22 protein-coding genes are annotated in these 23,694 nt (G+C 38.3%); 8 read left to right on the forward strand and 14 right to left on the reverse strand.

Annotated features, from left to right (window positions below; genetic code table 11):
- The first annotated feature begins 439 nt into the window (after window positions 1-439).
- Both porV and ispF read left to right on the forward strand, forming a co-directional pair.
- Window positions 440-1,630: a type IX secretion system outer membrane channel protein PorV gene (gene porV / locus ACJVDH_RS21295; protein ID WP_443945417.1), complete on the forward strand. Its 1,191-nt coding sequence runs from the start codon at window positions 440-442 to the stop codon at window positions 1,628-1,630.
- A 4-nt stretch (window positions 1,631-1,634) separates the two neighbouring features.
- Window positions 1,635-2,111: a 2-C-methyl-D-erythritol 2,4-cyclodiphosphate synthase gene (gene ispF / locus ACJVDH_RS21300; protein WP_443945418.1), complete on the forward strand. Its 477-nt coding sequence runs from the start codon at window positions 1,635-1,637 to the stop codon at window positions 2,109-2,111.
- A gap of 41 nt (window positions 2,112-2,152) precedes the next feature.
- Here the strand turns inward: ispF and ACJVDH_RS21305 are convergent, their stop codons facing one another.
- From ACJVDH_RS21305 to ACJVDH_RS21350, 10 genes are all read right to left on the reverse strand, one after another.
- Window positions 2,153-5,557: a glycosyltransferase gene (locus ACJVDH_RS21305; RefSeq protein WP_443945419.1), complete on the reverse strand. Its 3,405-nt coding sequence runs from the start codon at window positions 5,555-5,557 to the stop codon at window positions 2,153-2,155.
- Between the two features lie 203 nt (window positions 5,558-5,760).
- Window positions 5,761-6,630 (reverse strand): pirin family protein, encoded by an 870-nt coding sequence (locus ACJVDH_RS21310; protein WP_443945420.1) that lies wholly within the window; start codon window positions 6,628-6,630, stop codon window positions 5,761-5,763.
- A 75-nt stretch (window positions 6,631-6,705) separates the two neighbouring features.
- Window positions 6,706-7,236, reverse strand: a complete 531-nt coding sequence (locus ACJVDH_RS21315; protein ID WP_443945421.1) for a YceI family protein — start codon at window positions 7,234-7,236, stop codon at window positions 6,706-6,708.
- Between the two features lie 143 nt (window positions 7,237-7,379).
- The gene (locus ACJVDH_RS21320) at window positions 7,380-7,970 is read right to left on the reverse strand and encodes a Crp/Fnr family transcriptional regulator (protein WP_443945422.1); all 591 of its coding nucleotides are present in this window, start codon (window positions 7,968-7,970) and stop codon (window positions 7,380-7,382) included.
- Window positions 7,971-7,982: 12 nt separating this feature from the next.
- Entirely contained in the window at window positions 7,983-8,141 is a 159-nt protein-coding gene (locus ACJVDH_RS21325) for a FeoB-associated Cys-rich membrane protein (RefSeq protein WP_443945423.1), read from the reverse strand.
- A 74-nt stretch (window positions 8,142-8,215) separates the two neighbouring features.
- Window positions 8,216-9,403, reverse strand: coding sequence for a hypothetical protein (locus ACJVDH_RS21330; protein ID WP_443945424.1), 1,188 nt, complete (start codon window positions 9,401-9,403; stop codon window positions 8,216-8,218).
- Window positions 9,404-9,413: 10 nt separating this feature from the next.
- Window positions 9,414-10,232, reverse strand: coding sequence for a type 1 glutamine amidotransferase (locus tag ACJVDH_RS21335; RefSeq protein WP_443945425.1), 819 nt, complete (start codon window positions 10,230-10,232; stop codon window positions 9,414-9,416).
- A complete protein-coding gene (locus tag ACJVDH_RS21340) occupies window positions 10,233-11,333 on the reverse strand; it encodes a carboxylate-amine ligase (protein ID WP_443945426.1) in 1,101 nt (366 codons plus the stop codon).
- 24 nt (window positions 11,334-11,357) lie between these two features.
- Window positions 11,358-12,449 carry an ATP-grasp domain-containing protein gene (locus ACJVDH_RS21345; protein ID WP_443945427.1) on the reverse strand — a complete coding sequence of 364 codons (1,092 nt, stop codon included), beginning with the start codon at window positions 12,447-12,449 and terminating at the stop codon, window positions 11,358-11,360.
- Between the two features lie 102 nt (window positions 12,450-12,551).
- Window positions 12,552-13,256 (reverse strand): esterase family protein, encoded by a 705-nt coding sequence (locus tag ACJVDH_RS21350; RefSeq protein WP_443945428.1) that lies wholly within the window; start codon window positions 13,254-13,256, stop codon window positions 12,552-12,554.
- A 150-nt stretch (window positions 13,257-13,406) separates the two neighbouring features.
- On the opposite strand from ACJVDH_RS21350, the gene ACJVDH_RS21355 reads away from it, so the two are divergent.
- Window positions 13,407-14,216 carry an alpha/beta hydrolase gene (locus ACJVDH_RS21355; protein WP_443945429.1) on the forward strand — a complete coding sequence of 270 codons (810 nt, stop codon included), beginning with the start codon at window positions 13,407-13,409 and terminating at the stop codon, window positions 14,214-14,216.
- A 47-nt stretch (window positions 14,217-14,263) separates the two neighbouring features.
- Here the strand turns inward: ACJVDH_RS21355 and ACJVDH_RS21360 are convergent, their stop codons facing one another.
- Window positions 14,264-14,944 (reverse strand): TIGR02117 family protein, encoded by a 681-nt coding sequence (locus tag ACJVDH_RS21360; protein WP_443945430.1) that lies wholly within the window; start codon window positions 14,942-14,944, stop codon window positions 14,264-14,266.
- 31 nt (window positions 14,945-14,975) lie between these two features.
- Window positions 14,976-16,475 (reverse strand): M28 family metallopeptidase, encoded by a 1,500-nt coding sequence (locus ACJVDH_RS21365; protein ID WP_443945431.1) that lies wholly within the window; start codon window positions 16,473-16,475, stop codon window positions 14,976-14,978.
- A 243-nt stretch (window positions 16,476-16,718) separates the two neighbouring features.
- On the opposite strand from ACJVDH_RS21365, the gene typA reads away from it, so the two are divergent.
- The 5 genes from typA (at window position 16,719) to ACJVDH_RS21390 (ending at window position 21,795) form a co-directional block, all read left to right on the forward strand.
- On the forward strand, window positions 16,719-18,515 hold the full coding sequence (typA, locus tag ACJVDH_RS21370) for a translational GTPase TypA (RefSeq protein WP_443945432.1): 1,797 nt from the start codon (window positions 16,719-16,721) through the stop codon (window positions 18,513-18,515).
- 99 nt (window positions 18,516-18,614) lie between these two features.
- Complete coding sequence (locus tag ACJVDH_RS21375) at window positions 18,615-19,490, forward strand: lysophospholipid acyltransferase family protein (protein ID WP_443945433.1); 876 nt, start codon at window positions 18,615-18,617, stop codon at window positions 19,488-19,490.
- A 2-nt stretch (window positions 19,491-19,492) separates the two neighbouring features.
- A complete protein-coding gene (locus ACJVDH_RS21380; RefSeq protein WP_443945434.1) occupies window positions 19,493-20,101 on the forward strand; it encodes a serine hydrolase in 609 nt (202 codons plus the stop codon).
- Window positions 20,073-20,693 (forward strand): serine hydrolase domain-containing protein, encoded by a 621-nt coding sequence (locus tag ACJVDH_RS21385; protein WP_443945435.1) that lies wholly within the window; start codon window positions 20,073-20,075, stop codon window positions 20,691-20,693. The genes ACJVDH_RS21380 and ACJVDH_RS21385 overlap by 29 nt, the downstream gene beginning before the upstream one ends.
- Window positions 20,694-20,751: 58 nt before the next feature.
- On the forward strand, window positions 20,752-21,795 hold the full coding sequence (locus ACJVDH_RS21390; protein WP_443945436.1) for a hypothetical protein: 1,044 nt from the start codon (window positions 20,752-20,754) through the stop codon (window positions 21,793-21,795).
- A gap of 88 nt (window positions 21,796-21,883) precedes the next feature.
- Here the strand turns inward: ACJVDH_RS21390 and ACJVDH_RS21395 are convergent, their stop codons facing one another.
- Both ACJVDH_RS21395 and ACJVDH_RS21400 read right to left on the reverse strand, forming a co-directional pair.
- A complete protein-coding gene (locus ACJVDH_RS21395; RefSeq protein ID WP_443945437.1) occupies window positions 21,884-22,444 on the reverse strand; it encodes a type 1 glutamine amidotransferase domain-containing protein in 561 nt (186 codons plus the stop codon).
- 96 nt (window positions 22,445-22,540) lie between these two features.
- Complete coding sequence (locus ACJVDH_RS21400) at window positions 22,541-23,287, reverse strand: glycosyltransferase family 2 protein (RefSeq protein WP_443945438.1); 747 nt, start codon at window positions 23,285-23,287, stop codon at window positions 22,541-22,543.
- Between the last annotated feature and the right edge of the window lie 407 nt (window positions 23,288-23,694).

Genomic DNA, 23,694 nt, shown 5'->3' on the forward strand with positions numbered 1-23,694 from the left:
TTTTTTTTATTTAAATCACTAATATTGAGTACTCTATTTTTCGGTCTCGACAGAATATCTAAGTTGTTTTATTAATTTTTTTTCAAAAATCTATTTGTTGTGGTCTTTAAATTTGGTTTAGATCCGGTGGGTATTTTCAAAATTTGGCTAAGGTTTTACCAACTGAAAAATCTCCTGAAATCTGCATTTGGTCAAAACAATGTGTTAAATTAAACTTTGCCTTAAAAAACCCTTTAAAGTATTGTGGCAACCTAAAGCCTTGTCATTCTTTTTGTTATCAAATCTTGTCTTCAGCTACGTGTAAAAATAGTATGTTTAATTAGTAAAGACTTTGATAATTCGTAAATTTGATAAAATATAACTTTTGGTTTTGCGTTTACAAGGAATATTCGCCATTAAATCTGAATACCGAAGATCTAAAATTACGTACCTTTAAAGGATGAATTTCAAGTACATTAGTAAACTTGCTTTTTCTGCAATCTCTATGGCTTTGGTGTTTGGTAAAACAAATGCTCAGGTAAGTATAGGTAGTACCCAATTTAATGGTAGCTCTACAAATAATATTGTTACAGCCGTTCCTTTTTTATTGATTACACCAGATGCACGCGCGGGTTCAATGGGTGATGCGGGTGTAGCTGTAATGGGCGATGCAAATTCTGCAAGTATAAATGTATCCAAACTCGCTTTCCTGGATAAACCGTACGGTTTCGCTGTTTCATACAGTCCTTGGTTAAAAAACCTTGTGCCAGATGTCAATCTCGCATACCTCAGCGGATATTACAAATTGGATGAGCGGAATACCATTGGCGCATCTCTCCGTTATTTTTCTTTAGGCTCGATAGAATTAACAGATATCAATCAGCAAGATTTAGGTACTTCTAATCCAAGTGAAATGGCATTTGATGTTTCTTTCGCACGGAAATTTGGAGAGGAATTTTCTTTAGGTACTTCATTACGTTATATCTATTCAAATTTAACAGCTGGCCAATATTCATCAACAGGATTAATTAGAGGAGGAAGCGCCATTGCTATGGATGTTTCTGGTTTGTACAAAACACCAACAATAGTATTTGGACGCGAAACTGTGCTTTCTGTTGGGGCCAACATCTCTAACATAGGCACGAAGATGAGTTATTCTGATAATGGAGTTAATTATTTTCTACCTACTAATTTAAAACTCGGAGGTGCTGCAACAATAGCAACTGACGAGCTAAATACGTTTACGCTGGCACTAGATTTTAATAAACTTTTGGTGCCCACTCAACCAATTTACAATTCTGATGGTCAGATTATAAGTGGAAAAGATCCGGACAGATCTGTTCCAGCTGGGATTTTTGGTTCATTTAGCGATGCCCCAGGCGGCTTTAGCGAAGAAATTAAAGAAGTAGGCATTTCAACAGGATTGGAATATTGGTATAATCAGCAATTTGCACTTCGGGCAGGTTATAATTATCAAAACCCGGCGAAAGGCGATAGCCGGTATTTTACTTTAGGCGTTGGACTTAAGTATAACGTTTTTAATATCGATTTCTCCTATTTAATGGCGAGCACGCAGAATAGTCCGTTGGCCAATACCTTGCGTTTCGGTCTTTTATTTAACTTTGGCGACAAAGGTTTAGTTAGAAGATAAGTAAATGAAAATTAGAGTAGGTTTTGGGTTTGATGTTCATCAATTAAAAGATCAACATCCATTTGTGGTAGGCGGTGTACATTTAGAACATCATAAAGGGGCTTTTGGCCATTCTGATGCAGACGTATTACTGCACGCCATTTGTGATGCGCTTTTGGGTGCCGCAAATTTAAGAGACATTGGTTTCCATTTTAAAAATACAGATGAACGCTGGCGTGGCATCAGCAGTTTAATTTTACTAAAAGAAACGGTAAAATTGCTTACAGAAAAAGGTTGGTCTGTTGGGAATATCGATGCGATGTTGTGTTTAGAAGCACCGAAAATTAATCCACATATCCCAGCCATGCAAGAAAATATCGCGCAAGCAATTGGCATTTCTACAGAAGATATCTCAATTAAAGCTACAACAAATGAGCAAATGGGTTTTATTGGCCGCGAAGAAGGTGTGGTTGCTTATGCGGTTTGTTTAATAGAAAAATAAAGAATTAATTTTGGCTCCGGTAAAAAAACCGGAGCCAAAAACTATCCAATTGTTTCCTTAACATTTCCGGTTCTTTTCAACGTTCCCCAGGTTCCTAATTCTCCTTTTATCGCTTTGCGCATAGAGCGGAAAAGTACAATATACATCAGCTGTCTCCAGAAAAACCGTTGCGGAAAAATGTATAACAGGTTCTTATATTTCTCTTTTTCCATTTTAAAAGCAATTCCGGCAAAGAACATATCTACAATAATAAAAATGATGTAGTAAAACAACACCTGTCCAAAACCGTTATGCAAACTTAAAATTCCGGAAAAGCCGGTTAACGTAAGATTATTAATGGCACTGAGCGAGAATAATCCACTAATCAAAGAGATCAGCATAAACAAATCTGCAAGCGGCGAGAAAAGTGGAAGTATGATTTGATAAATTAGAATATTTGGCATTCCAACCATACCAAAATAGCCATACTTTTTATTTAATAAAGTGTCTTTGTTTTTCCAGAAACTTTGCATCACGCCAAAGCTCCAGCGAAAGCGTTGTTTCAGCAACATATTTACGGTTTCTGGGGCTTCTGTGTATGCAATAGCCTCTGCACAGTTTTTCACTTTATAACCTGCACGTAGAATACGCATGGTTAAATCACAATCTTCAGCCAATGTATCCGTTGTAAAACCGCCAACCTGCAACACAACATCTTTTCTAAATGCGCCAATTGCACCCGGAACTACTGTAATGGTGTTCAGTAAATCAAACGCCCGGCGATCCATGTTCTGAGCAGTTATGTATTCAATAGATTGCCATTTCGTAATTAAATTATGGGCATTTCCTACTTTCACAGTTCCTGCGACGGCGGCAATTTGGTCTTCATAAAAATACCGCATAAGTTCTTTGATAGCATCAGCTTTCAGTTGTGTATCTGCATCAATACAAATGATAAATTCTGCTGAAGCCTGTTCAATTCCGAAATTTAATGCAGATGCTTTACCGCCATTTGCTTTACGGAAAACCCTTACCTGAGGATGTGTGCCATATTTTTCCTGAACAAGTTTAAACGTCTGGTCTTTTGAGCCATCGTCTACAAAAATAAGTTCAAAATGCGGGTAATCTAGTTTAAGCAAACTGTTAATGGTTTGTAAAGCGGTTACTTCTTCATTATACGCAGGAATAATGATGCTTACTTTTTCATCGGTTGAAGAGGTTAAATGCTGTGCATTTTGCTGTGAGCGTTTTTTCTGTTTAAGCGCAAGAAAGGCGATAAAAATAGTCCTCAATATGGCCAGAACAATAGCAACAGAAAAAATCACATTTAATACGATGTTTCCGTAATAGAAAAAGGTAATAAAGAGATAGTCGCCAGATCCGCTGAAGCCGCTATTGGCCATAGATTGTACAGCAGGCATTAACTCCGATCTTTTTTTGCCCATCAAATTGCCAACAGAAACAAATTCATATCCCTGCGATTTGAAATATTTGATAATTCTTGGTAAAGCTTCTACTGTCGCTTCGCGATTTCCGCCGGCATCGTGTAGTAAAAGAATATTTCCATTGTCTTTTTGTTTCACTACAGCATCAAAAATCTCATCTGCAGTTTTGCCGGGCTCCCAATCTTCAGGATCAATAGATTCCCCAATATTAATGTAATTTTCTTTTCTGCTTTGCGCAACTGGAAGAATTTCGGCTACGGTTTGAGGTTCGGCATCTGCATTAAATGGTGCACGAAATAAAATGGTGCTGTGGCCGGTTATGGCTTCAATTAATCGCCTTGTGGCATTTAATTCAAACTTTACGCGGTTTGGCCCGATGGTAGACATATCTGGATGAAAAAAGGTATGATTGCCAATTTCATAACCATCATTATATTCCTGCCTAAGCAATTCCATATTTTTTTCGGCCATAATTCCAACAACGAAAAAGCTTCCCGGAACATGTTCCTGTTTCAGAATGTCAAGAACCTGAGGTGTATAAACCGGATCGGGACCATCGTCAAATGTCAGGGCAATTTTTTTATCGGCTTCGCCAAAACGTTTGATTACATATTTTGTAGGAAGTCTGGTAAATTTTTGATCAGCAATGCTGAAATCTGATTTATTTACGGTGAAACGCACACTTCCAGGTGTTGGAGTAGACATCAAATCCAGAATTTCTCCATCGCCAAGGTAATCGATTCCGCCCATTGTAAGTGCAGAAATGTTGCGCAAGTCAATTGGTTTTTTCTTTAGTGCATCCAGACTTAAATCATCAGAAATGAAATTCCAAACGCGGCGGTCTTCAGAACCTAAACGCCATAAAGCAATCCCAGCAATTCCCCAATCATCTGCTTTTCTGATGAGGTTAAAATTGGTCGCAGCGTCTGTAAAATATACCTCATGCTCAATGCCGCTGCCATCTTTGTAGGTAAAATTTAAGTTGGCAGATTCTGGATTAAACTGAACTTTGCTTTTATAATTCACAGCAACCGTCATTGCTTTTTCGTACGTTACAGGTATCCCTACATTGTTTTTTGGCCAATCGTATCCATAACATGCCAAAGCCAGAATTACTTTATCTGCGTCAACTTTGTCGCAAATGTCATCCAGTTTTTCCTCTACCCATTCTTGATGAGAAATATCACCGGCATTACTTTGATCGGTGTGTTGATCATAAGCCATCAATACAATATAATCATTGTAGTGCTGCAAAATTTGTGGATTGTAATCGTCATTTTCTGGTGAAATATCCTGAGAAACAATCAATTTTTCGGCGTGGAACTGCGTGTAAAGATTAGACATAAATTGATTGAAACGATCTGTGTTTTCAAGATTGAGTTCTTCAAAATCTATGTTGATACCTTTATATCCATGCCTTTTTACCAAAGAAATCAGATCGCCGATTAATTTTTGTTGTGCGCCAGAATTATTTAGTAATCTGCGTACGGCTTGTCCGTCCCAATGGTCTTTATTGTAATTAGACACCACTGCAATAGCCATTTTTTTCCCTTTATGGATTACATTTAGCGCCGCTGTATCGGTTTTGTCAACAATGGAATCTCCATTTAGGAAAAAGGATTCTGTTGCAATCATATCAAGATGGCCAATGTTGCGCTTTAAATCGCTGATGGAGTTGCTTGCACTTCCGGCCCAGTTTACGTAAAAGGCCACGTTTAGGCGTTTTTTATCGCCATGCTTGGCAAGTTGTCTTTGCTCACGGTCTTTTTTTATCTTTTGAAGTTTCGATTTTACGATGGTAAAATCTTTGTATCGCTGAGATTTTTTAAGTTTTTCTAATTGTTTTTGTGTGAGCGGATTTTCTGTATTGATAAAAGGCAGATTTGGTGCCTGAACGGAAGAAAGCGTATACACCACACAAATGATGGCGATTAAAAAAACAAAGAAAAATGTACGGCTGACCCAAGTGAAGGTATACCAGCGTTTTTTTGTTTCCGTTTGAAAGATTTGTTTTCCGGGCATGATAAGATCTGATTTGCAAACAAATTTCTTCAACCAAAGTGAAGATTGTATGAGTTTTTAAGATGGGAAATTTTAAGCTATACGGCTCGGATACGAAGGGTAATAAGCGTTTGATTATTAATCTCAAGATAAAAAAATCGGGGCACAAAAAAAGCGGAACTTTAGAGAAAAATTCCGCTTCATCGTAAATTAATTTGAAACAATTATTCGTCAAGATAGCCGAACCTGCCTTGGTTGTAATCGTCTATCGCTTGCTTAATTTCTGCTTCTGTATTCATTAAAAATGGACCATACTGTACAATTGGTTCATGTATTGGCGCTCCACTTAAAACTAAAATCACGCAATTATCAACTGCTTCAACCTCAATGCGTTCTCCGGCATTGCCAAAATGAACCAGATTGTCTGCGCATGCAATTTGATCGCCGTTTAGTTTCACGGCACCTTCAATAATCATGAATGCTGTATTAAAGTTAGCTGGAAAACTGAAATTCGTATTTGCGCCTTTATTTAAACGTGCATGATATACCTGAATTGGCGTAAATGTTTTAGCAATGCCTTTTTGGTGCTGATATTCGCCTGCAATAATTTCAATCTTTCCGCCATTATCCGGCAAGTTATAAACCGGCATATCCGCTTGTTTAATTGCCTGATATTTCGGTTTAGACATTTTATCCTTCGCCGGTAAATTCACCCAAAGCTGCACCATTTGAAATGGGCCGCCATTTAAGCTATAATTTTCTTCGTGATATTCTTTATGTAGAATTCCGCTTGCCGCCGTCATCCATTGTACATCCCCAGGAAAAATTTTGCCGGTATTTCCAAAACTATCGTGGTGTGCAACCGCGCCGTGGTAAGCAAAAGTTACCGTTTCAAAACCTCGATGCGGGTGCAAACCAACACCGCGTGGTTCTTTGCGCGCAGAAAATTCAATTTTCGATCCGTAATCCAGCAAAAAAAATGGACTCATGTCTATTTTGTATCCGCTTGGAAAGAAATTATGTACCCTAAAGCCATCGCCAACCATATGTGGCGCAGGTGCTTTAAGTATGTTTTTTATTTGTTTAATTTCCATTACCTTTTATTAAATCAGGCATGGTGCAAAGAGCATGGAACTGTTTTGTACTCCGGGCTCTTTGCTCTATGCTAATTATCCTTGTTTTGCAAACTGCAATTCGCCTAAAATGCGAACGTCTTCGCTTAACATTACGCCACCAGTTTCTAATGTTGCATTGTAAACAAGGCCAAAATCGGTACGGTTTATTTTTCCGGTTAAAGTAAAGCCAGCTTTTGTATTTCCCCAAGGATCTGTTGCGGTGCCACCAAATTCAGCTTTTAAGGTTATAGGTTTGGTTTCGCCTTTCAAGGTTAAATCGCCTTTTACGGTATAATCATCGCCATCTTTTTCAACAGATGTTGACTTAAATGCTACTTCGGGGAAATTTTCAGCGTCAAAGAAATCGGCAGTTTTCAAGTGATTGTCACGGTCTGTATTTCCGGTATCGATGGAAGAAATATCGCCCTGAAAAGAGATTTCCAAATTTGAAAAATCATCGCCTTCTACGCTTAAATCCGCAGAAAAAGATTTTAAACTACCCGTAACAGTAGTAATCATTAAGTGTTTTACTTTAAACTGTAATTCGCTGTGGGTTGGATCTAATGTCCATTTAGTAGTTGCCATATCTTTCAATTTTTTAAGATTTTCAATATTTACAACACAAAAGTAGAGTCATTGGTTCAATAGCGTATTGATTTATGGTAATTAATGGTTGGAGGTTTTTGAATGTTGAATACAGTTGGGTTGTTGCCTTAACCCATTCAGGATTAACCTTTTCTGAAATGTTTATTGGCGAGTTCTTTACGTACCCGACTTAAAGATTCTGGAGTAATGCCCAGATAAGATGCAATCATCCATTGTGGCACACGTAAAGTGAGGTTTGGGTAGAGTTTAATAAAATCGAGATAGCGTTCTTCTGCGGTAGCACTTAGGAGCATATTAATGCGTTTCTGCATAAAACGGATGGAATTGTTTAGCAATCTTATCTGCATTGGCTGAAGGCATGGCACTTTTCTGGCAGCATCTTCCATAAAATCATTCGGCATTAAAACCGCTTCTGTAGCTTCAATGGCATCGATAAAAAAAATGGTCGGCTCGTTAATCATATTGTCTCGATCAGAAAGCAACCAGTTTTCTGGTGCAAATTGCAGAATATGTTCTTTTCCTTTTTCATCAATTGAATAAGCGCGCAATAAACCCTTTCCTACAAAAAAGCCATGTTTTAAAATGTCACCTTTGTATTGAACAATTTCGTTTTTATCAAATTTCTTGACTTTTAATCCTTGAGAAATGCTTTCAAACTGTTCATCGGTAACATTTATTTTTTCTTGTAAGTAGGTTTTGAATTGCTGAATCATAAAGTTTACGGCTTACTTTTTTGCGGGTTTAATATCCGAAAAATCAACACCACATTTACAATTTCCACCACAACCATCTTTTTTTACCTGTAAAGATTTATAGACCATGCGGCCAACATAAACCAGTGCAAAGGCAAAGAGTAAAAAAACCAGAATTGTTTGAGTATCCATAATGCAAATATAATTAGGTTTAGGTATTTGGGGCTTCAAATAAATGTAATATTAAAGCGTTTTGGTCAATGGTATTACTTCTCCATAAAAGCTACAGTGCCGCCAACCCAATCAAAATCTGCATTGTATCTTACGCCAATCATTTTGCCTTTACTCACCCTGGCCAGATTGATACAGAGCTGAGGTTCTTCGTTTTCGGGCCATAAATACATCAATCTGATTTCCGCTTTTACGCCTCCGTTTGGCGCCTTTAATGCCGGCGCGTATTCTACTTTTCTTTGTAAAATCCAGTTTTCAGGATCGGTTATCAAAGTGAGATCTGCCACAGTAACATCTATTAAAACGCCGCTTCCGGCGAAAGAGAACAATGGTTTTAAAACATAATTTTCTAAATCAGCAGGAATTTCTGTTAGTTGATTCAGGAAATACGTTTTCGGTATAAAGGTGCCGCTCAGAAATGGCATAGTGTATTTACTGATACGGTAAAACCAGTTTGGATGTGTAATCCACTCTATTTCGAGTTCTGCTCTTGGGTCAAAAGAGTTGGTGAAAATTTCGGTATTGTTCGCTACCTCGTCGAAAATGAGGCGGTTGTATATTCTTTTAAGCTGAACAAGGTTGCCGTTTTCCTCGTAAAAAAGTTGATTGCCAATTTTTCTGATTTCTTCTAAAGCCAGAATTTTAATGCCCAGCAGTTTTTGCGTAACAAAGAAATCGATTGCTGTTTTTTGGTTTTTTGCATCAACATCCATAAGAGCAACTTCGTGAAGCTGATGATTACCAACAATTACTTTTTTAAGCAATGCGGTGTATTGATCTAAATCGAAGCCATTCATGAAATAATCTGTGCTGTCATCTAGTGCAAAAATCGTTTTATACGTGTTGCCGAGATGCCATTGAAAACCATATAATGATGGAAAGCCCTGCATTTCAATGAGTTTTGGTACAAGTACGCCATTGTCATCTTCGGCGATTCCAAAATCGAAGGTAAGAAAATGCGGATGTGTACCCTCATTCGGAACCTTCCAGTTTTTTGGAATAGATTTTTCAGTTTTAGCTTTAAAATGGGGTTCTTTTATTTGTTGAATAATTTCTGCTCCGGCTGCAATCAGTTTTTCTTTTAGATCTTTGGGGATAAAAACCGGAGTCTCTGCTACGCGAAACGGAATTTCAGGATAATCTTTTTGCAAAGCTTGTAGAAAAAGCTGGTATTTTTCTTCTGTAAAATTCTGGTTGTAGGTCTGGCGTTTTTCTGGAATCATCTTTAAATTATCAGTTTAAACCATTGAGTACGATTTGTAAAAAATTTGGCAAAATTATACTTTGTGTACGCATAATCCGTGTTGGATCTTCCAAGCTATTCAACATATCTAAATATTTTTCTTCGCCGTGCGCATCAATAATTGTGCTTTTCTTTTCATCCAGAAGTAAATACATTTTCATCCCAATGGGATCTGCTTCTGGATGAAATTGTGTGCCAATTACTTCATTAGAAAAGCGGATGGCCATCATGCAGCGTTCAAGATCTATATGTTTGCGTTCTTTTTCTATGCCCAGTAGGGTTGCGCCCTGTTTTTCAAACACACTAAAATCAGGTTCAATGACCTGCCAATCTCTGCTGTCTACAGAAAAAAATGGGTTTTGTAAACCCTGAAAAATGGGATCGCTTTCGCCATCTTCTGTCAGTGTTATCGGGAAAATACCAAAAGCATTGGACCGACGAGTAGTTACATTTCCAAGTTTGTATTTTCTGCAAGCCAGCTGAAAAGAATGGCAAATTAGAAAAGCATATTTTTTGTAATGATTAGTTTTTGAGTTGAATTGTTCAATTTCATCCAGAAGGTGAAAAAAATCATTTTCCCATTTTTCGCCTTCACTTTCTATCGGGTTTCCGGGGCCGCCACTAGAAATGTAAGCATCGTAACTTAAATCCGGAATGGCACCATTTTGCCGTAAATCGAAAATATCGAACGAGAGCTTAATCTGTTGTTCTGTTCCGAAACGGGATAAGATTTCCTGAATGCCCCGCATGCCTTGGTTTGGTTGCCCGTTGTTCATATCAATTACGGCAATTTTCATTGTTTTGCTCATTTACTTGGCGCCGATTAAAGTTTGACTGGTGATGTAATCGACTACAGATTCAAAGCTCCCGGTTTGCTGATAAATGGCCAGCTGGCGATCTGCGCCGGTTCCGTGCTCTAAAATTTTGTGCACATATTCTATGTCTTTTCTGCAGCCTAAATCGTCTACTACATCATCTACAAAATCTAAAAGTTCGAGAACCAGATTTCGACAGTTTACTTCCATTTCTTTACCAAAATCAATCAGATTGCCATCAATTCCGTAGCGTGCAGCGCGCCATTTATTTTCGTTAATCAATGCTCTGGAATAAGAAATAAAAGTTAGATTTTGCAAACGCAACTTGTATAGTTTGGCGCAAAGTGCCTGGAAAAGTGCAACAAAAGCCATGGTTTCATCAATTAGCATGGGGCAATCACATACCCGAAATTCGATGGTTTCAAAGAAAGGATGTACGCGGATATCCCACCAGATTTTTTTTGCGTTATCTATGCAGTTTGTTTTGATCAACAATTTAACATAGCTGTCATAATCTTCAATGCTATCAAAAACGTCCGGAATGCCAGTTCTGGGAAACTTATCAAAAACTTTTGTCCGGTAAGATTTATACCCGGTATTTCGGGCTTCCCAAAAAGGAGAATTGGTAGATAAAGCAAATACATGGGGAAGAAAATATCTTACCTGATTGGCAATGTGTATAGCCAGCTCTCTCGATTGAAATCCAACGTGTACATGTAAACCAAAAATGAGGTTTGAACGCGCTGCTTCCTGCAATTCATTTACAATCTCGCTGTATCGAGGGTGTTCTGTAATCAATTGTTTTTCCCAATGCGAAAAAGGATGTGTGCCGGATGCGCCAATCCGCAATCCCTGTTCTCCGGCCAGTTGCGAAACTGTGTACCTGAGCTGCGAAATTTCTTTACGGGCTTCTTCTGTATTGCGGCAAATTCCGGTGCCCACTTCTACAACGGCCTGGTGCATTTCTGCTTTCACCTGGTCTTTGTGTATCTTTTGGGCAGCCTCTACAATTTTTTGGTCGTGTGAAGTCAGTTCTCGCGTAACTGGATCAACCACCATATATTCTTCTTCAACGCCGAGGGTAAATTCATTCATCTTTATGCCTGCTAAATTTTTTAACTATGATTTTTTCGCTGGTATTTTTTTAACTTTTGAACTTTTTTCCGCAGTTGGTTTTTTTACCGGTGCAGCTTTTTTCTTCTCTTTTAATGTAGATGAGGATAAAGATTTCCCCTCAACTGATGCTCTGATGTATTCGCCCCAGGTAAGATTATCGTGATCGGCAATTTGAGCCTTTGCACGCTCAATGGCGTAATTTGCAGAAGTTTCCACCACCCATTCAAAATTTTCTTCGCCAACGCTTTTTAAGTCGGCATCTGGTGCCGGGTTGCAAAAATCTATTGCAATAGGGATACCATCGCGCACCGCAAATTCTACAGTATTAAAATCATAGCCCAGGTAAGTACACAGTTTAATTACATACTCTTCTATGGTTTTGAGCAATTTTGTACTTGATGGGGGTGTATCTACCGCATAACGCAAATGGTGAGGGTTGCGTGGGTCATACTGCATTATTTTTACATGTTTGCCGCCAATGCAGTAGCATCTGTAGTATTCATCAAAAATAATTTCCTCCTGTAAAAGCATTACCAGCTGTTCTGTGCCGGCGTGTTTGCTGAAAAAATCTTCCTTATCATGCAATTTGTAGACATCGCGCCAGCCGCCGCCATCGAATGGTTTCATATACGCCGGAAAGCCAACGTAGTTAAAAATAGAATCCCAATCTAAAGGCATGGTTAAATTGCTGAAAGATTCTGCGGTTGTACCTGTTGGATGTTGCCTGGATGGAATTAAAGCCGTTTTAGGTACAGGAACACCAATTTGCTCTGCCAGAACATTGTTGAAAAATTTCTCATCGGCACTCCACCAAAAAGGATTGTTAATCACCGCTGTTCCTGTAGCAGCTGCATTTTTTAAAGCTGCGCGATAAAATGGAACATCCTGAGAAATCCGATCGATGATTACTGCATAATCTAAAGGTTTATTCTGCAGGATCAGATCAATTTTTACGGCTTCTGCCGTTATTCCATCTTCTGCTTTTTGATTTATTCTATTGATAATGGCTTCAGGAAAAGAGCGTTCCTGACCAAATAAAATCCCAATTTTTTTCATTTGTTTTTCTTTAACTGAATCCGGAGGTTTTTCTAGCATTTATAATGTTTTTCTGCCGTCTTCATCGGTTTAGCATTTATATTGTTAACTACTCAGTTTTGTAATGTTTGTAAATGAATGTTTACAGCAAATTTTTTACTGTTAAAGTTGTGCGATATAATTCGGAAACATTTCGCGCCAGATTGGCCAGTCGTGGTCTGCATTTTCCCTTACATCCAACCAATGGTTAATCCCTTTTTGCTGAAGTATAGTAGATAGTTTCTCGTTATCCGGCCGGCACATATCGCGGTCTGTTGTGCCTAAAGCAATTTTTAGGTAATGTAGTTCTGGATTGCTGTTGTTCGGGACAAAATCTACCGGATTATTAAAATATACATCGTCATTATAAAAACCATCCAATTGGCCTGTAATGTCAAAAGCACCGCTCATGCTAAACAAATGGCTTACAGACCAAGGATGCCGAAAAGCAAAATTTGCAGCGTGGTAACCACCGAAACTGCAACCTGCCGCGATTACTTTTTGGTGCCCGGTTTCCTGTTTAGCCAAAGGAACCAATTCTTCCAAGAGGTATTTATCATACCAGATATGGTTTTTTACACGCTCTGCCGGATGGATTCCTTTGTTATACCAACTGAGTTGATCAATCCCGTCAGGGCAATAAATTTTAACCTTTCCAGAGTTGATAAATCCTTCTACAGAATCAATCAACTTGAAATCCTTAGCTTCATAATATCGACCCATACTGGTGGGAAAAAGTACAATTGGAATGCCGGCATGGCCAAATGTGAGCAGATCAAGCTCCAAATTTAGATTGGGGCTGTACCATTTTTTGTGTTCTTCTTTCATAAGCTAAAAAATAGATTCAATTAAGATAGAGAATTTATAGCATTTGTGCGCCAATTGTTTGATTATTTGACCGATCAAGAAATTGGCGGATTTGATATTTAACGAGATTTGTACCTTTGCTTCAAATTTAACAGAGCGAAACGAGTGGGGATGTACAGTATAACTTTAGCACCAGAAACAAATAGTAAAGAATATAAAATCACTTCTTCTTTTCTTAAACGAGAAGTTCAGATCGATTTATATTATCCACAAGGTATTTTAGGCAACGAGGAAATTGAGTTGCTTTTGCTTAATGACGGGCAAGATGTAGCAAAAATGGATTTTGCTAAAATTTTACAAGATGCACATCAACATAAACGCAATAAAAGATTATTTGTAGCGGCTATTAAAGCTGGCGCAAACCGATTAATGGAATATGGCGTTTCTGGCGTTCCGGATTTTAAAGGCCGTGGTGCAAAAGCGAGTCTTTACAATGACTTTATTGTGCAAGAACTGATGCCTTTTATTAAAGAGACGGTTGGTATTCCTATCTCAGGAAAAATTGCTTTTGCAGGTTTTTCTTTAGGTGGTTTATCTGCTTTTGATATTGTGTGGAACAACCCTCAAATATTTGATGCTGTAGGCGTTTTTTCTGGCGCATTTTGGTGGCGAAAGAAAGATCTGGCGGATGGCTATACCGATGCAGACCGTATTTTGCATCAGAAAATTGAACACATCAGAACTAAACCAGAAATGAAATTCTGGCTGATGACAGGTACAGAAGATGAGCAGGCCGACCGGAACAACAACATGATTATTGATTCTATAGACGATACCATTGATGTGGTCAAAATATTGCTTAAGCAAGGATATACACGGCCAAACCAGGTTTTCTACTACGAGAAAGTTGGCGGTAAACATGATGTTCCGACCTGGGAAAGTGTAATGCCGGCGTTTTTAAAATGGGCATTTGAATGGTAATTGATCAATAGTTTCGTCTTTATGAATTAGGCGTGCCAATTGTTTTTCTATTGATATTTCAGGAAAATTCCGGTGTCAAAAATTGTCCAGTAACACGCTTTTAAACCGGCATATTTTAGGGCGCTGTTTGCCCATGTGTTGCAGGTTTTAAACATACTGTAACTTCCGACGCCTTCATAAAAGGCATCAGAATTATCGTAATTGAGTGTTGTTGCAATATTTTTTATATGTCCTTCGGCAGTTCGCTCAAAACTATTGGAAAGGTATGTAACAAGTTTTTGATACTGAACTTTACTAATGCGGATTTTTTTGCATTGTTTATCTTCTTTTACGGTTGTATAATACGTAGTATGAACAGCCGATTTTCCCAAACCAAATACTGCATTTACTGCCGTGCTGAATTTTAAATCTGAAAACTCTGGAGTTTCGAGATAAAATTTTCGATCGCCCCAACCCATCGCCAGAAATGTCGAATTTGTATCTGCAGATTTCGTGTCCGCAAATTTAATTTCTTTTCGCCAGTCTATTAGTTCATTAGCTACCGGAACAGCAATGTCTGTATGCACGCCATTGGTCATAATGTAAATGTCAATTTCCGGAATAGGTTTTACATCTGCATTCACGCTTAACCTGGACAAAGAAAATGCTGCGGTGAAATATACAGCAAGCACACCAATAAGCACAATTACAGTTACGGATGCTATTTTTAATGTTTTTTTAACCGTCATTTTGATGCATTAACGTTCGCGGTAAATATCTTTAGCGCTTGTATTTGAAACCAGGATTCATGATTGGCCGTTCAGTTGAATTGGAAACTTTCCATGACGTTCTATACATCCAATCGGTCATTTTCTTCAGTTTTTCATAATTGATGTGTTCCGGATCGTCTTTTGGTGTATGATAATTAGGGTGCAACAAACTGGTATAAAACAAGGCCGGAATGCCCTGCTTTAGAAATGGAGCGTGGTCACTTCTATATAGAAAGCCTTCTTTATGTGCGGGATTATCCCAAACGGTATCAAGTTTAAATTTTGGTCCTTCAGTATTGGCTTTGTGCGCCATTTTAGTAAGCATTAAAGAGGTATTATTTGCGCCTTGCGTACCCAAAACGGCTGCACTGTCTACAGAGTTTCCACCAATCAGATCTGCATTTAATACGGCAACAATTTCTTCCTTTTTAACTGTCGGATGAAGTGAGTAATAGGTTGATCCAAATAGATATGGCTCCTCAGACCCAAAAGAAATAAATAGTTGCGATCGTTTTGCCGGTTTTTTATGGTACGCCCTGCCAATTGCCAGCATCGCCACAATTGCACTTCCGTTGTCGTCTGCGCCATTATAAATAGAGTCGCCATGTTGCGCTTCCCGAATGCCCATGTGGTCAATATGGCTTGTAATCAGCACGTTTTCTTTTTTAAGTTTAGCATCAGTTCCGTCAATTTTTCCAATAACGTTTACCGAAGGATATAAAAAACTCTCGGTAAATACATTGGCTTTAAAATGCGGATTACTTTTAAGCAGTTCGATATTTTTGCCAAGCATCCAGAATGCCGGTATTGCAACTGTTCCCGGAAAAACCATTCCTGCGGCATTTTCGAGTTTATAACTTCCTCTTTGAAAACGAATATGGACATGTTCATCCCATCCAATTTGTGTAAATTCATCGTTGGCGATAAAAATCATTCCTTTCACTTTTTTATCTGCAAGTAAAGTCCTGTATTTAAGTAAGGCTAACCTTTGCATAAACCGCACCTGCGGGAAAGCAACATTCAGATCCAGATCTGTATACGTTGGAATCAATGCAACAACCTTATTTTCCAGCGTTGCAGCATCGATATTTTCTTTTGTGCCTTCGCCAATGTAGATGATATCTGCATCAATATTTACCTGAGATGTTTCAATCGCCAGAATATCTTTGCCCAGTTCAAGTTTTTGGTTGCCTGCAGCAATATTGCTTAATGGCGAAACACGATCGCGTTGTACGTTAAAAAACTGAAAAAATGTTCCGTCAATACCGGCAGGTTTCATGCCTGCGGTGCGCATTTTATCGGCAAGCCATACGGCTGCGCGCAATTCATCGGGCGAGCAAAATTCTCTACCTCTAAAGCTATCGCCTGCAAAAGTATAGAGATCACTTTCCAATTCTGCTTGTTTAATTGCGGCTAAACCTTCTGCAGGAGCGACTTGAGCGGATACATTAGCTGTAAATAATGTAGAACACAAAATCAATGCAGTAAATTTTAACGGAAGTTTTTTCATTGTTATAAGGGATATGGTTGCTAAAAGCAAGTGTACGAAAAACAGATGTCATTTGTAAAATGAATCGACGAATGGCTAAGAGATCTGGATTTTGTTTGCTGGAATTTTTAATTGAAGGCTTATTCGGTCATTTCTTGTTCAAGATGAAGCAATTACAATATTAATTTCTTATTAATTACTTGTTCAGATAGTGAGAAATTGAATTCGAAATCTTATCTTTGCGCCAAATTTACAGGCGCATTTATGCAAAAGATTAGAAATATAGCTATTATAGCACACGTTGACCACGGTAAAACTACATTGGTTGATAAGATTTTACACTCTTGTTCTGTTTTTCGTGATAACGAACAAAAGGGAGAATTGATATTAGACAACAATGATTTAGAGCGTGAACGTGGTATCACAATCGTATCTAAAAATGTGTCAGTTCAATACAAAGACGTAAAAATTAACATCATTGATACTCCTGGTCACGCGGATTTTGGTGGTGAAGTAGAGCGTGTGTTGAAAATGGCCGATGGTGTACTTTTATTGTGCGATGCTTTTGAAGGTGCAATGCCTCAAACGCGTTTCGTTACGCAAAAAGCTTTGGCATTAGGTTTAAAGCCAATTGTAGTTGTAAACAAGGTTGATAAAGAAAACTGTCGTCCTGAAGAGGTTTATGAGCAAATTTTCGAATTGTTCTTTAACCTTGAAGCAACTGAAGAGCAATTGGATTTCCCGGTAATTTATGGTTCATCTAAACAAGGATGGATGAGTACCGACTGGCAAAAACCAACAACTGATATTTTTGCCTTATTGGATGCTGTAGTAGAAAACATTCCTGCTGCACCGATGAATGAAGGTACCTTACAAATGCAGATTACTTCGTTAGATTATTCATCTTTCGTAGGTCGTATTGCGATTGGACGTGTTCACCGTGGCACGATTAAAGAAAACCAACCGGTTACTTTAATCAAACGCGATGGCAAAGTTGTAAAATCTAGAGTAAAAGAATTGTATACTTTTGAAGGTTTAGGTAAAGTTAAAGCCTCAGAAGTTAAATCAGGAGATATTTGTGCGGTTGTAGGTATTGATGGATTTGAAATTGGTGATACTATTGCAGATTTCGAAGCTCCGGAACAATTGCCGGTAATCAGTATTGATGAGCCAACAATGAACATGTTGTTCACCATTAACAACTCTCCTTTCTTCGGTAAAGAGGGTAAATTGGTAACTTCTCAACGGATCAAAGATCGTTTGATTAAAGAGATGGAGAAAAATTTAGCATTGAAGGTGGTTGAAACTCAAGGTGCTGATTCATGGTTGGTTTATGGCCGTGGTATTCTCCATTTGTCAGTTTTAATCGAAACGATGCGTCGTGAAGGTTATGAATTGCAAGTTGGACAGCCACAGGTTATCGTTAAAGAAATCGATGGTAAAAAACATGAGCCAGTTGAAACATTAATTGTAGATGTACCTGCTGAAGTTTCTGGTAAAGTAATTGAATTGGTAACTCAGCGTAAAGGTGAGTTGTTGATTATGGAACCAAAAGGTGATTTACAACACTTGGAATTCGAGATCCCATCTCGCGGTATTATCGGTTTACGTAACAACGTTTTAACAGCTACTGCTGGTGAAGCAATTATGGCACACCGTTTCAAAGCTTACGAACCTTGGAAAGGTACGATCCCTGGCCGTTTGAATGGTGTATTGATTTCTATGGATAAAGGTACGACTACTGCTTATTCAATTGATAAATTACAGGATAGAGGTCGTTTCTTTGTAGATCCGGGAGTGGATATTTACGAAGGACAAATTTTAGGAGAGCATATCCGTGATAACGACTTGGTAATCAATATCGTAAAAGGTAAAGCTTTAACTAACATGCGTGCATCAGGTACTGATGATAACACCCGTATTGCACCCGCAATTAAATTTTCGTTAGAAGAGGCTATGGAGTACATCCAGGCAGATGAGTATATCGAAGTTACGCCACAAAGCATGCGTTTACGTAAAATTCTTTTAACAGAACAACAACGTAAAAATAACGGTAGATAGTTCGCTTATACCCTTATCATACTATCCAAAGCCCCGACCATAAATCGGGGCTTTGTTGTTTATTGCCGTTCGCTTACCTTTGCGCCATAAATCAATTGCATGCCGAAAAAGTTTTTAACCCAAATGGGGATTTTTTTTATTTCCGTATTGTCAATTCTGCCCATGTGGATGCTTTATCTTCTTGCAGATTTGGCTTACGTTTTACTTTACCATGCATTTGGCTACAGGCGAAAAGTAGTACGCGAAAATTTGATTAATGCCCTTCCAGAACGTACAATAAACGATATAAAAGAAATTGAGAAACGTTTTTACCGATATCTTGCTTCGCTGATTTTCGAAATTGTGAAAATGAACAGCATCTCTGAAGAACAAATCCGTAAGCGATTCATATTTCATAAAAAAGAACTGATTCAAAGTTATTTGGATCGGGGCGAAAGTATTTTAATCTGCTCGGCGCATTATGGCAATTGGGAGTGGGGAACGCTAGGCATTGGGTTGAATTTTAAAGCCGAACACTATCCAATTTACAAACCATTAAGTAACCCGACTTTTGATGAGTGGTTCAAAAAAATACGCAGCCGTTTCGGAAATAAAATGATCGCCATGCGGCAAACCTTCAGAGCTTTACAAGCCAGTAAAAATGAAATCAGCATCTTTAGTTTCGGTAACGATCAGGCACCGGTAAAAGACGATTCCAATTATTGGACAACATTTTTACATCAGCCGGCGGCAATTCAACTCGGTATAGAGAAAATCGCCAAAAAAACCAACCGACCAATTTTTTACCTTAAAGTAAATGTTGTAAAACGTGGATATTATGAGCTGGATTGTGTTCCACTTTGTTTAAATCCGGCAGAAACTGCAGATTTTGAGATTACCGAAATGCATACCCGTTTGCTGGAGGAAATTATCCGCGAAAAACCAGAATATTGGCTTTGGAGCCATAGGCGATGGAAACATAAACCCAACTCATAAAAATGAAAAGTGCTAGAAATTACCTTAAGTGGTTTTTTGTTTTAGTACTCGTGGCAATTTGCCTCTTGTTTTTGCAGCGGCCGTATTTGCTTAAAGTGCTGCGGTACCGCACGCCAAATCCGGATACTTATCTCGCCTTTCCACAAGCGATGGTTTCTCCGCCAGACTCTGTTTTCTTTTTTAAAAGGGCCGGGAAAATGCGAAAAGATTTGGATACCGTTTTGGTGCGCAACGGCGAAAACCAAATGGTTAGCTTCAGTCAATATTTTAAGCAAGGCCAACTTTCTGCATTTATGGTTATCCGGAACGATAGTATTATTTATGAGAAATTTTCTGAAGGTTTTTCCGAACACACCTTAACAAGTGTTTTTTCTGGAGCCAAAAGCATGGTATCTATTATGATTGGACAGGCGCTTGACGAAGGAAAAATCAAAAGTTTGGAAGATCTGGTTACAGATTACATTCCGGAGTTGAAAAGCAATCCGGCATTTGCCAGAATACGCGTTAAAAATCTTTTGGATATGCAATCCGGATTGGAATTTAAAGATGCTTTAGGCGGTTTAATCAAAGCGTTCTTTGCCGATGAAACGAAGGTATTATTACACCAATAATATGAAAGCAGAGCTGATGAAAGTGAAACTTGTACATGCGCCCGGCACAGTTTATCAATACAAAAGCATCGACCCGATTTTATTGACCTGGGTGCTGGAAAATGCAACCGGGAAAACTGTAGCGCAATACTTTCAACAACATATCTGGAAGCAAATTGGAGCACAATATTTTGCAAGTTTCGGTTTAGATCAAATAGATGGATTGGCCAATACGGCAAGCCGTTTTCAGGTTACTGCTATAGATTGGGCAAAAATTGGGCGGTTGTATCTCCATCACGGGCAGTTTAATCATCATCAGGTTGTACCAGAAAATTGGGTGCAGCAATCTATTAAATTGGGAAATGGGAATCCGGCGCCCGCAAAAGGCTGGCAAAAATCTGCCAATCATTATTTATGGTGGATTCCGCAAGAAGGTGAAAACGGCGATTTTGCAGCCGAAGGCATGTCTGGCCAACGTTTATATGTTGATCCGAAAACCAATACCATCATCGTTCAGTTTGCGCGCCGCGGTGCCGGCGATTATCCCTACAGAAAAATAAGCCGGTATTTATCGGGCTTACCATTTGTTTATCCAAAACCAAAAACCGAGTAGAGAAGGAATTGAACGCATAACCTTTGCGCTTAATTTTTTAAAATGCTACATTGCTGTTGTGGAAAACAACGATGTTAAAATTTCAAAAAAGAAACCAATCTTTCCGGTTACGCCAGCGCTGCAAAAGTATTTAAGATTGTACCAGAGAGAAGCCAGACTTCCAATTGGCTATGACGATTTAATGCAATTCAATGAAGCTTTTCCGATTATGAATAAAGACGGGAAAGATTCACTCTGGGAAGGACCAATTTATGCCCAGGATGATATAGAAAAAATTCATAACGGACTGAAAGAAATTTATGCGAATTTAAAAGCGTCTGGAAACCTGCGTATTGTAGAGCATAAATACATCGATCGGATCGAGTATTGCACCTTCGGAAATACACATCCCTTTCGCATTAGGATTGTAAACCGCTTAAATGATGTGTACGATTACTTCTATGTAAAAAAAGCCGATGCTTCAAGAATTTATGGATTGGAGATGGAAGAAATTCTTTCGCCTAACCAGGTTAATTATCTGGTTGATGGAAATACGTTGATAGAAGAACATATTGCCGGCATTCCGGGCGATGTTTTTACCAACGGACAATTGTACAATCCGGAGTTTAACCCAACTCGTATTGCCAAAGAGTTTGTGAAATTTAATGAACGCTGCCTGATTATGCTCTTGGGCGATATGCGTGCGTATAATTTTGTGGTACAAATTACGCCTGATTTTGATGATATACAATTCCGCATCCGCGCGATTGATTTTGATCAGCAATTTTACGAAGGTAACTTAAAGGTTTACTTGCCGCAGTTTTTTAAAGAAAACCTGCCTTATGTAAAAATCAGTATGGATCAGCTTACAGAAAAAACGGTACTGCAATATCAACAAGAGGAACGTTCATCTATCGTGCATCGTGTACGCAGCGAAAGGCATCGCTTAACCGATCTTCGGGATGTGTCTAAAAAAGAAGCGTTAACAACACCAGAGAACATTGCAAAACTAAAAGAAGGTATGGCAGAATACTTTAAAGAACCCAATTATCTGAAATGTGGTAATATGACTGATATTATTGAGCTTAATATTAAAAATATTATTCGTCAGGTTAAATTGTAATTGCTACAAAGGCAAATATTTTTCCAATGAAAAACGGCCAGATCAACCGGCCGTTTTTTGAGTGAATCTAGAAAGAGCGCGTAATGTTTTAGGCGTGTTGGCCTTCATGTACGCCTTCTGCAAATTCCTCTACAATTTTATCGTTAAATGCTGGTAAATCTTTTGGCGTTCTGCTGGTAACCAAACCTTGGTCTACAACCACTTCTTCATCGCTCCATTGTGCGCCTGCATTAATTAAATCTTGAGCAATGTTATTTACAGAAGTTACTTTTCTTCCTTTAACAACATCGGCATTGATTAATGTTTGTGGTCCGTGGCAAATTGCGGCTACTGGTTTTCCGGCAGTAAAAAATGCTTTCACAAAAGCTATTGCTTTTTCATTAACTCTAAGCTGATCTGGATTTAAAACGCCTCCGGGCAAAACCAATCCTTGGTAGTCATCAGCATTTACTTCGTCCAACGTTTTATCTACCTGAATATCTATAGACCAGTGATCGTGGTTCCAGGCTTTAATTGTGCCGCTTTTTGAGGAAATTACATGTACAGTTGCGCCTTCTTCTTTTAATCTTTTTACAGGTTCTGTTAACTCTACTTCTTCAAATCCGCTCTCTGAAAGTACAGCAATATTGCGGTTACTTAATTGTCCCATAATTCTTTATTTTAAATCGGTATATAAAATAGAGACATCAAAAAAATTAGATTGTTTTTAGAAAATTAAATACGGCAGATTAAGGATAGCGTCTTATTAATCATTTGTTCTTCGGTGTTTCACGAAATAGAAAGCCAGATTGCAGGCAATTCTGATGTGGTTAAAAATATTCGGAACAAAGCCATAGTATTTACTGAATATCCGAAAGCGCTCTTTTAAACTTGCTGCGTGTTTCTTTTTGCTCATGCCGCCAACAAGATATTTAGCTACGTAACGGTGTACATTTACAATGTTGGATGCTTTTTTAGCCGCTTTAATGATCCAGTCAATATCAGCGCTGTACTTGTATTGCAGATCATAAGGTTGGGTTAAATTTCTACGGATATAAATGGCCTGATGGCTGATGCTCATACCGAGTTTAAAACTGGTCCAATCGAATTGTTCTGGTGCTTCGTGTCGTCTCTGCCCCAAACTTTTCCAATTGTCATCGTACATTTCGGTTTCGCCATAATAAATATCTGCCCAAGGCGCAGAAGCAAATACATCTTCAACAGTTTGCGGATCATAAATCTCATCTCCGGAATTCATAAAAAGGATGTAATCGCCTGTAGCCAACAACAGTCCTTTGTTCATTGCATCATATATCCCTTTATCCGGTTCAGAAACAATTTTTGAAATGCGGTTTTTATACTTGTAGATAACAGCTAATGTGCCATCTGTTGATGCACCATCTATAATGATATATTCTATTTTTTTATAGGTTTGAGAAAGTACAGAATTGATCGTTCGCTCAATGTCGCGAACATTATTGTAGACTATGGTGATGACGGTTAGTTTTGGCATTTCTAATCCATTAATTTTTTAAATGTTTCTGCATCTGGTAAAAGGCCTTTAAAAGCTTTTGGTCATGTTGAGCTCGTTTTTTATTGTAATATCTTGATTGTCAGTTTTTTTCTAATCGACCCAACCGTGTTGGGTCAATTAGAAAAAATTCTTCCCAAGATTCAAAAAAGAAACGCATTCTTTTTATTCCCGAAGCGGAAAAACCTCTTAAACCAGGTAGTTCTGCTTGCAAATCATAGGAAAGTGTATCAATTATTTTTGCTCACCCATTTTCTTTATTAATTTTTTCAGGTATAAAATTCCTACAGCAAAATAGAGCATTAAAAGTTCTTTATTTACAGAGAATGCGGCTTTATATCGGCTGTTTAAAATCGCAGATTTTAATACACGTATGCTTTCAGAATAAT

The sequence above is a fragment of the Pedobacter terrestris genome (assembly GCF_052343045.1).
In the GTDB taxonomy this organism is placed as follows: Bacteria; Bacteroidota; Bacteroidia; order Sphingobacteriales; family Sphingobacteriaceae; genus Pedobacter.

Coding starts and splice junctions, on each gene's coding strand:
- porV (WP_443945417.1), top strand. CDS start 440: ATGAATTTCAAGTACATTAGTAAACTTGCTTTTTCTGCAATCTCTATG.
- ispF (WP_443945418.1), top strand. CDS start 1,635: ATGAAAATTAGAGTAGGTTTTGGGTTTGATGTTCATCAATTAAAAGAT.
- ACJVDH_RS21305 (WP_443945419.1), bottom strand. CDS start 5,557: ATGCCCGGAAAACAAATCTTTCAAACGGAAACAAAAAAACGCTGGTAT.
- ACJVDH_RS21310 (WP_443945420.1), bottom strand. CDS start 6,630: ATGGAAATTAAACAAATAAAAAACATACTTAAAGCACCTGCGCCACAT.
- ACJVDH_RS21315 (WP_443945421.1), bottom strand. CDS start 7,236: ATGGCAACTACTAAATGGACATTAGATCCAACCCACAGCGAATTACAG.
- ACJVDH_RS21320 (WP_443945422.1), bottom strand. CDS start 7,970: ATGATTCAGCAATTCAAAACCTACTTACAAGAAAAAATAAATGTTACC.
- ACJVDH_RS21325 (WP_443945423.1), bottom strand. CDS start 8,141: ATGGATACTCAAACAATTCTGGTTTTTTTACTCTTTGCCTTTGCACTG.
- ACJVDH_RS21330 (WP_443945424.1), bottom strand. CDS start 9,403: ATGATTCCAGAAAAACGCCAGACCTACAACCAGAATTTTACAGAAGAA.
- ACJVDH_RS21335 (WP_443945425.1), bottom strand. CDS start 10,232: ATGAGCAAAACAATGAAAATTGCCGTAATTGATATGAACAACGGGCAA.
- ACJVDH_RS21340 (WP_443945426.1), bottom strand. CDS start 11,333: ATGAATGAATTTACCCTCGGCGTTGAAGAAGAATATATGGTGGTTGAT.
- ACJVDH_RS21345 (WP_443945427.1), bottom strand. CDS start 12,449: ATGCTAGAAAAACCTCCGGATTCAGTTAAAGAAAAACAAATGAAAAAA.
- ACJVDH_RS21350 (WP_443945428.1), bottom strand. CDS start 13,256: ATGAAAGAAGAACACAAAAAATGGTACAGCCCCAATCTAAATTTGGAG.
- ACJVDH_RS21355 (WP_443945429.1), top strand. CDS start 13,407: ATGTACAGTATAACTTTAGCACCAGAAACAAATAGTAAAGAATATAAA.
- ACJVDH_RS21360 (WP_443945430.1), bottom strand. CDS start 14,944: ATGACGGTTAAAAAAACATTAAAAATAGCATCCGTAACTGTAATTGTG.
- ACJVDH_RS21365 (WP_443945431.1), bottom strand. CDS start 16,475: ATGAAAAAACTTCCGTTAAAATTTACTGCATTGATTTTGTGTTCTACA.
- typA (WP_443945432.1), top strand. CDS start 16,719: ATGCAAAAGATTAGAAATATAGCTATTATAGCACACGTTGACCACGGT.
- ACJVDH_RS21375 (WP_443945433.1), top strand. CDS start 18,615: ATGCCGAAAAAGTTTTTAACCCAAATGGGGATTTTTTTTATTTCCGTA.
- ACJVDH_RS21380 (WP_443945434.1), top strand. CDS start 19,493: ATGAAAAGTGCTAGAAATTACCTTAAGTGGTTTTTTGTTTTAGTACTC.
- ACJVDH_RS21385 (WP_443945435.1), top strand. CDS start 20,073: ATGAAACGAAGGTATTATTACACCAATAATATGAAAGCAGAGCTGATG.
- ACJVDH_RS21395 (WP_443945437.1), bottom strand. CDS start 22,444: ATGGGACAATTAAGTAACCGCAATATTGCTGTACTTTCAGAGAGCGGA.
- ACJVDH_RS21400 (WP_443945438.1), bottom strand. CDS start 23,287: ATGCCAAAACTAACCGTCATCACCATAGTCTACAATAATGTTCGCGAC.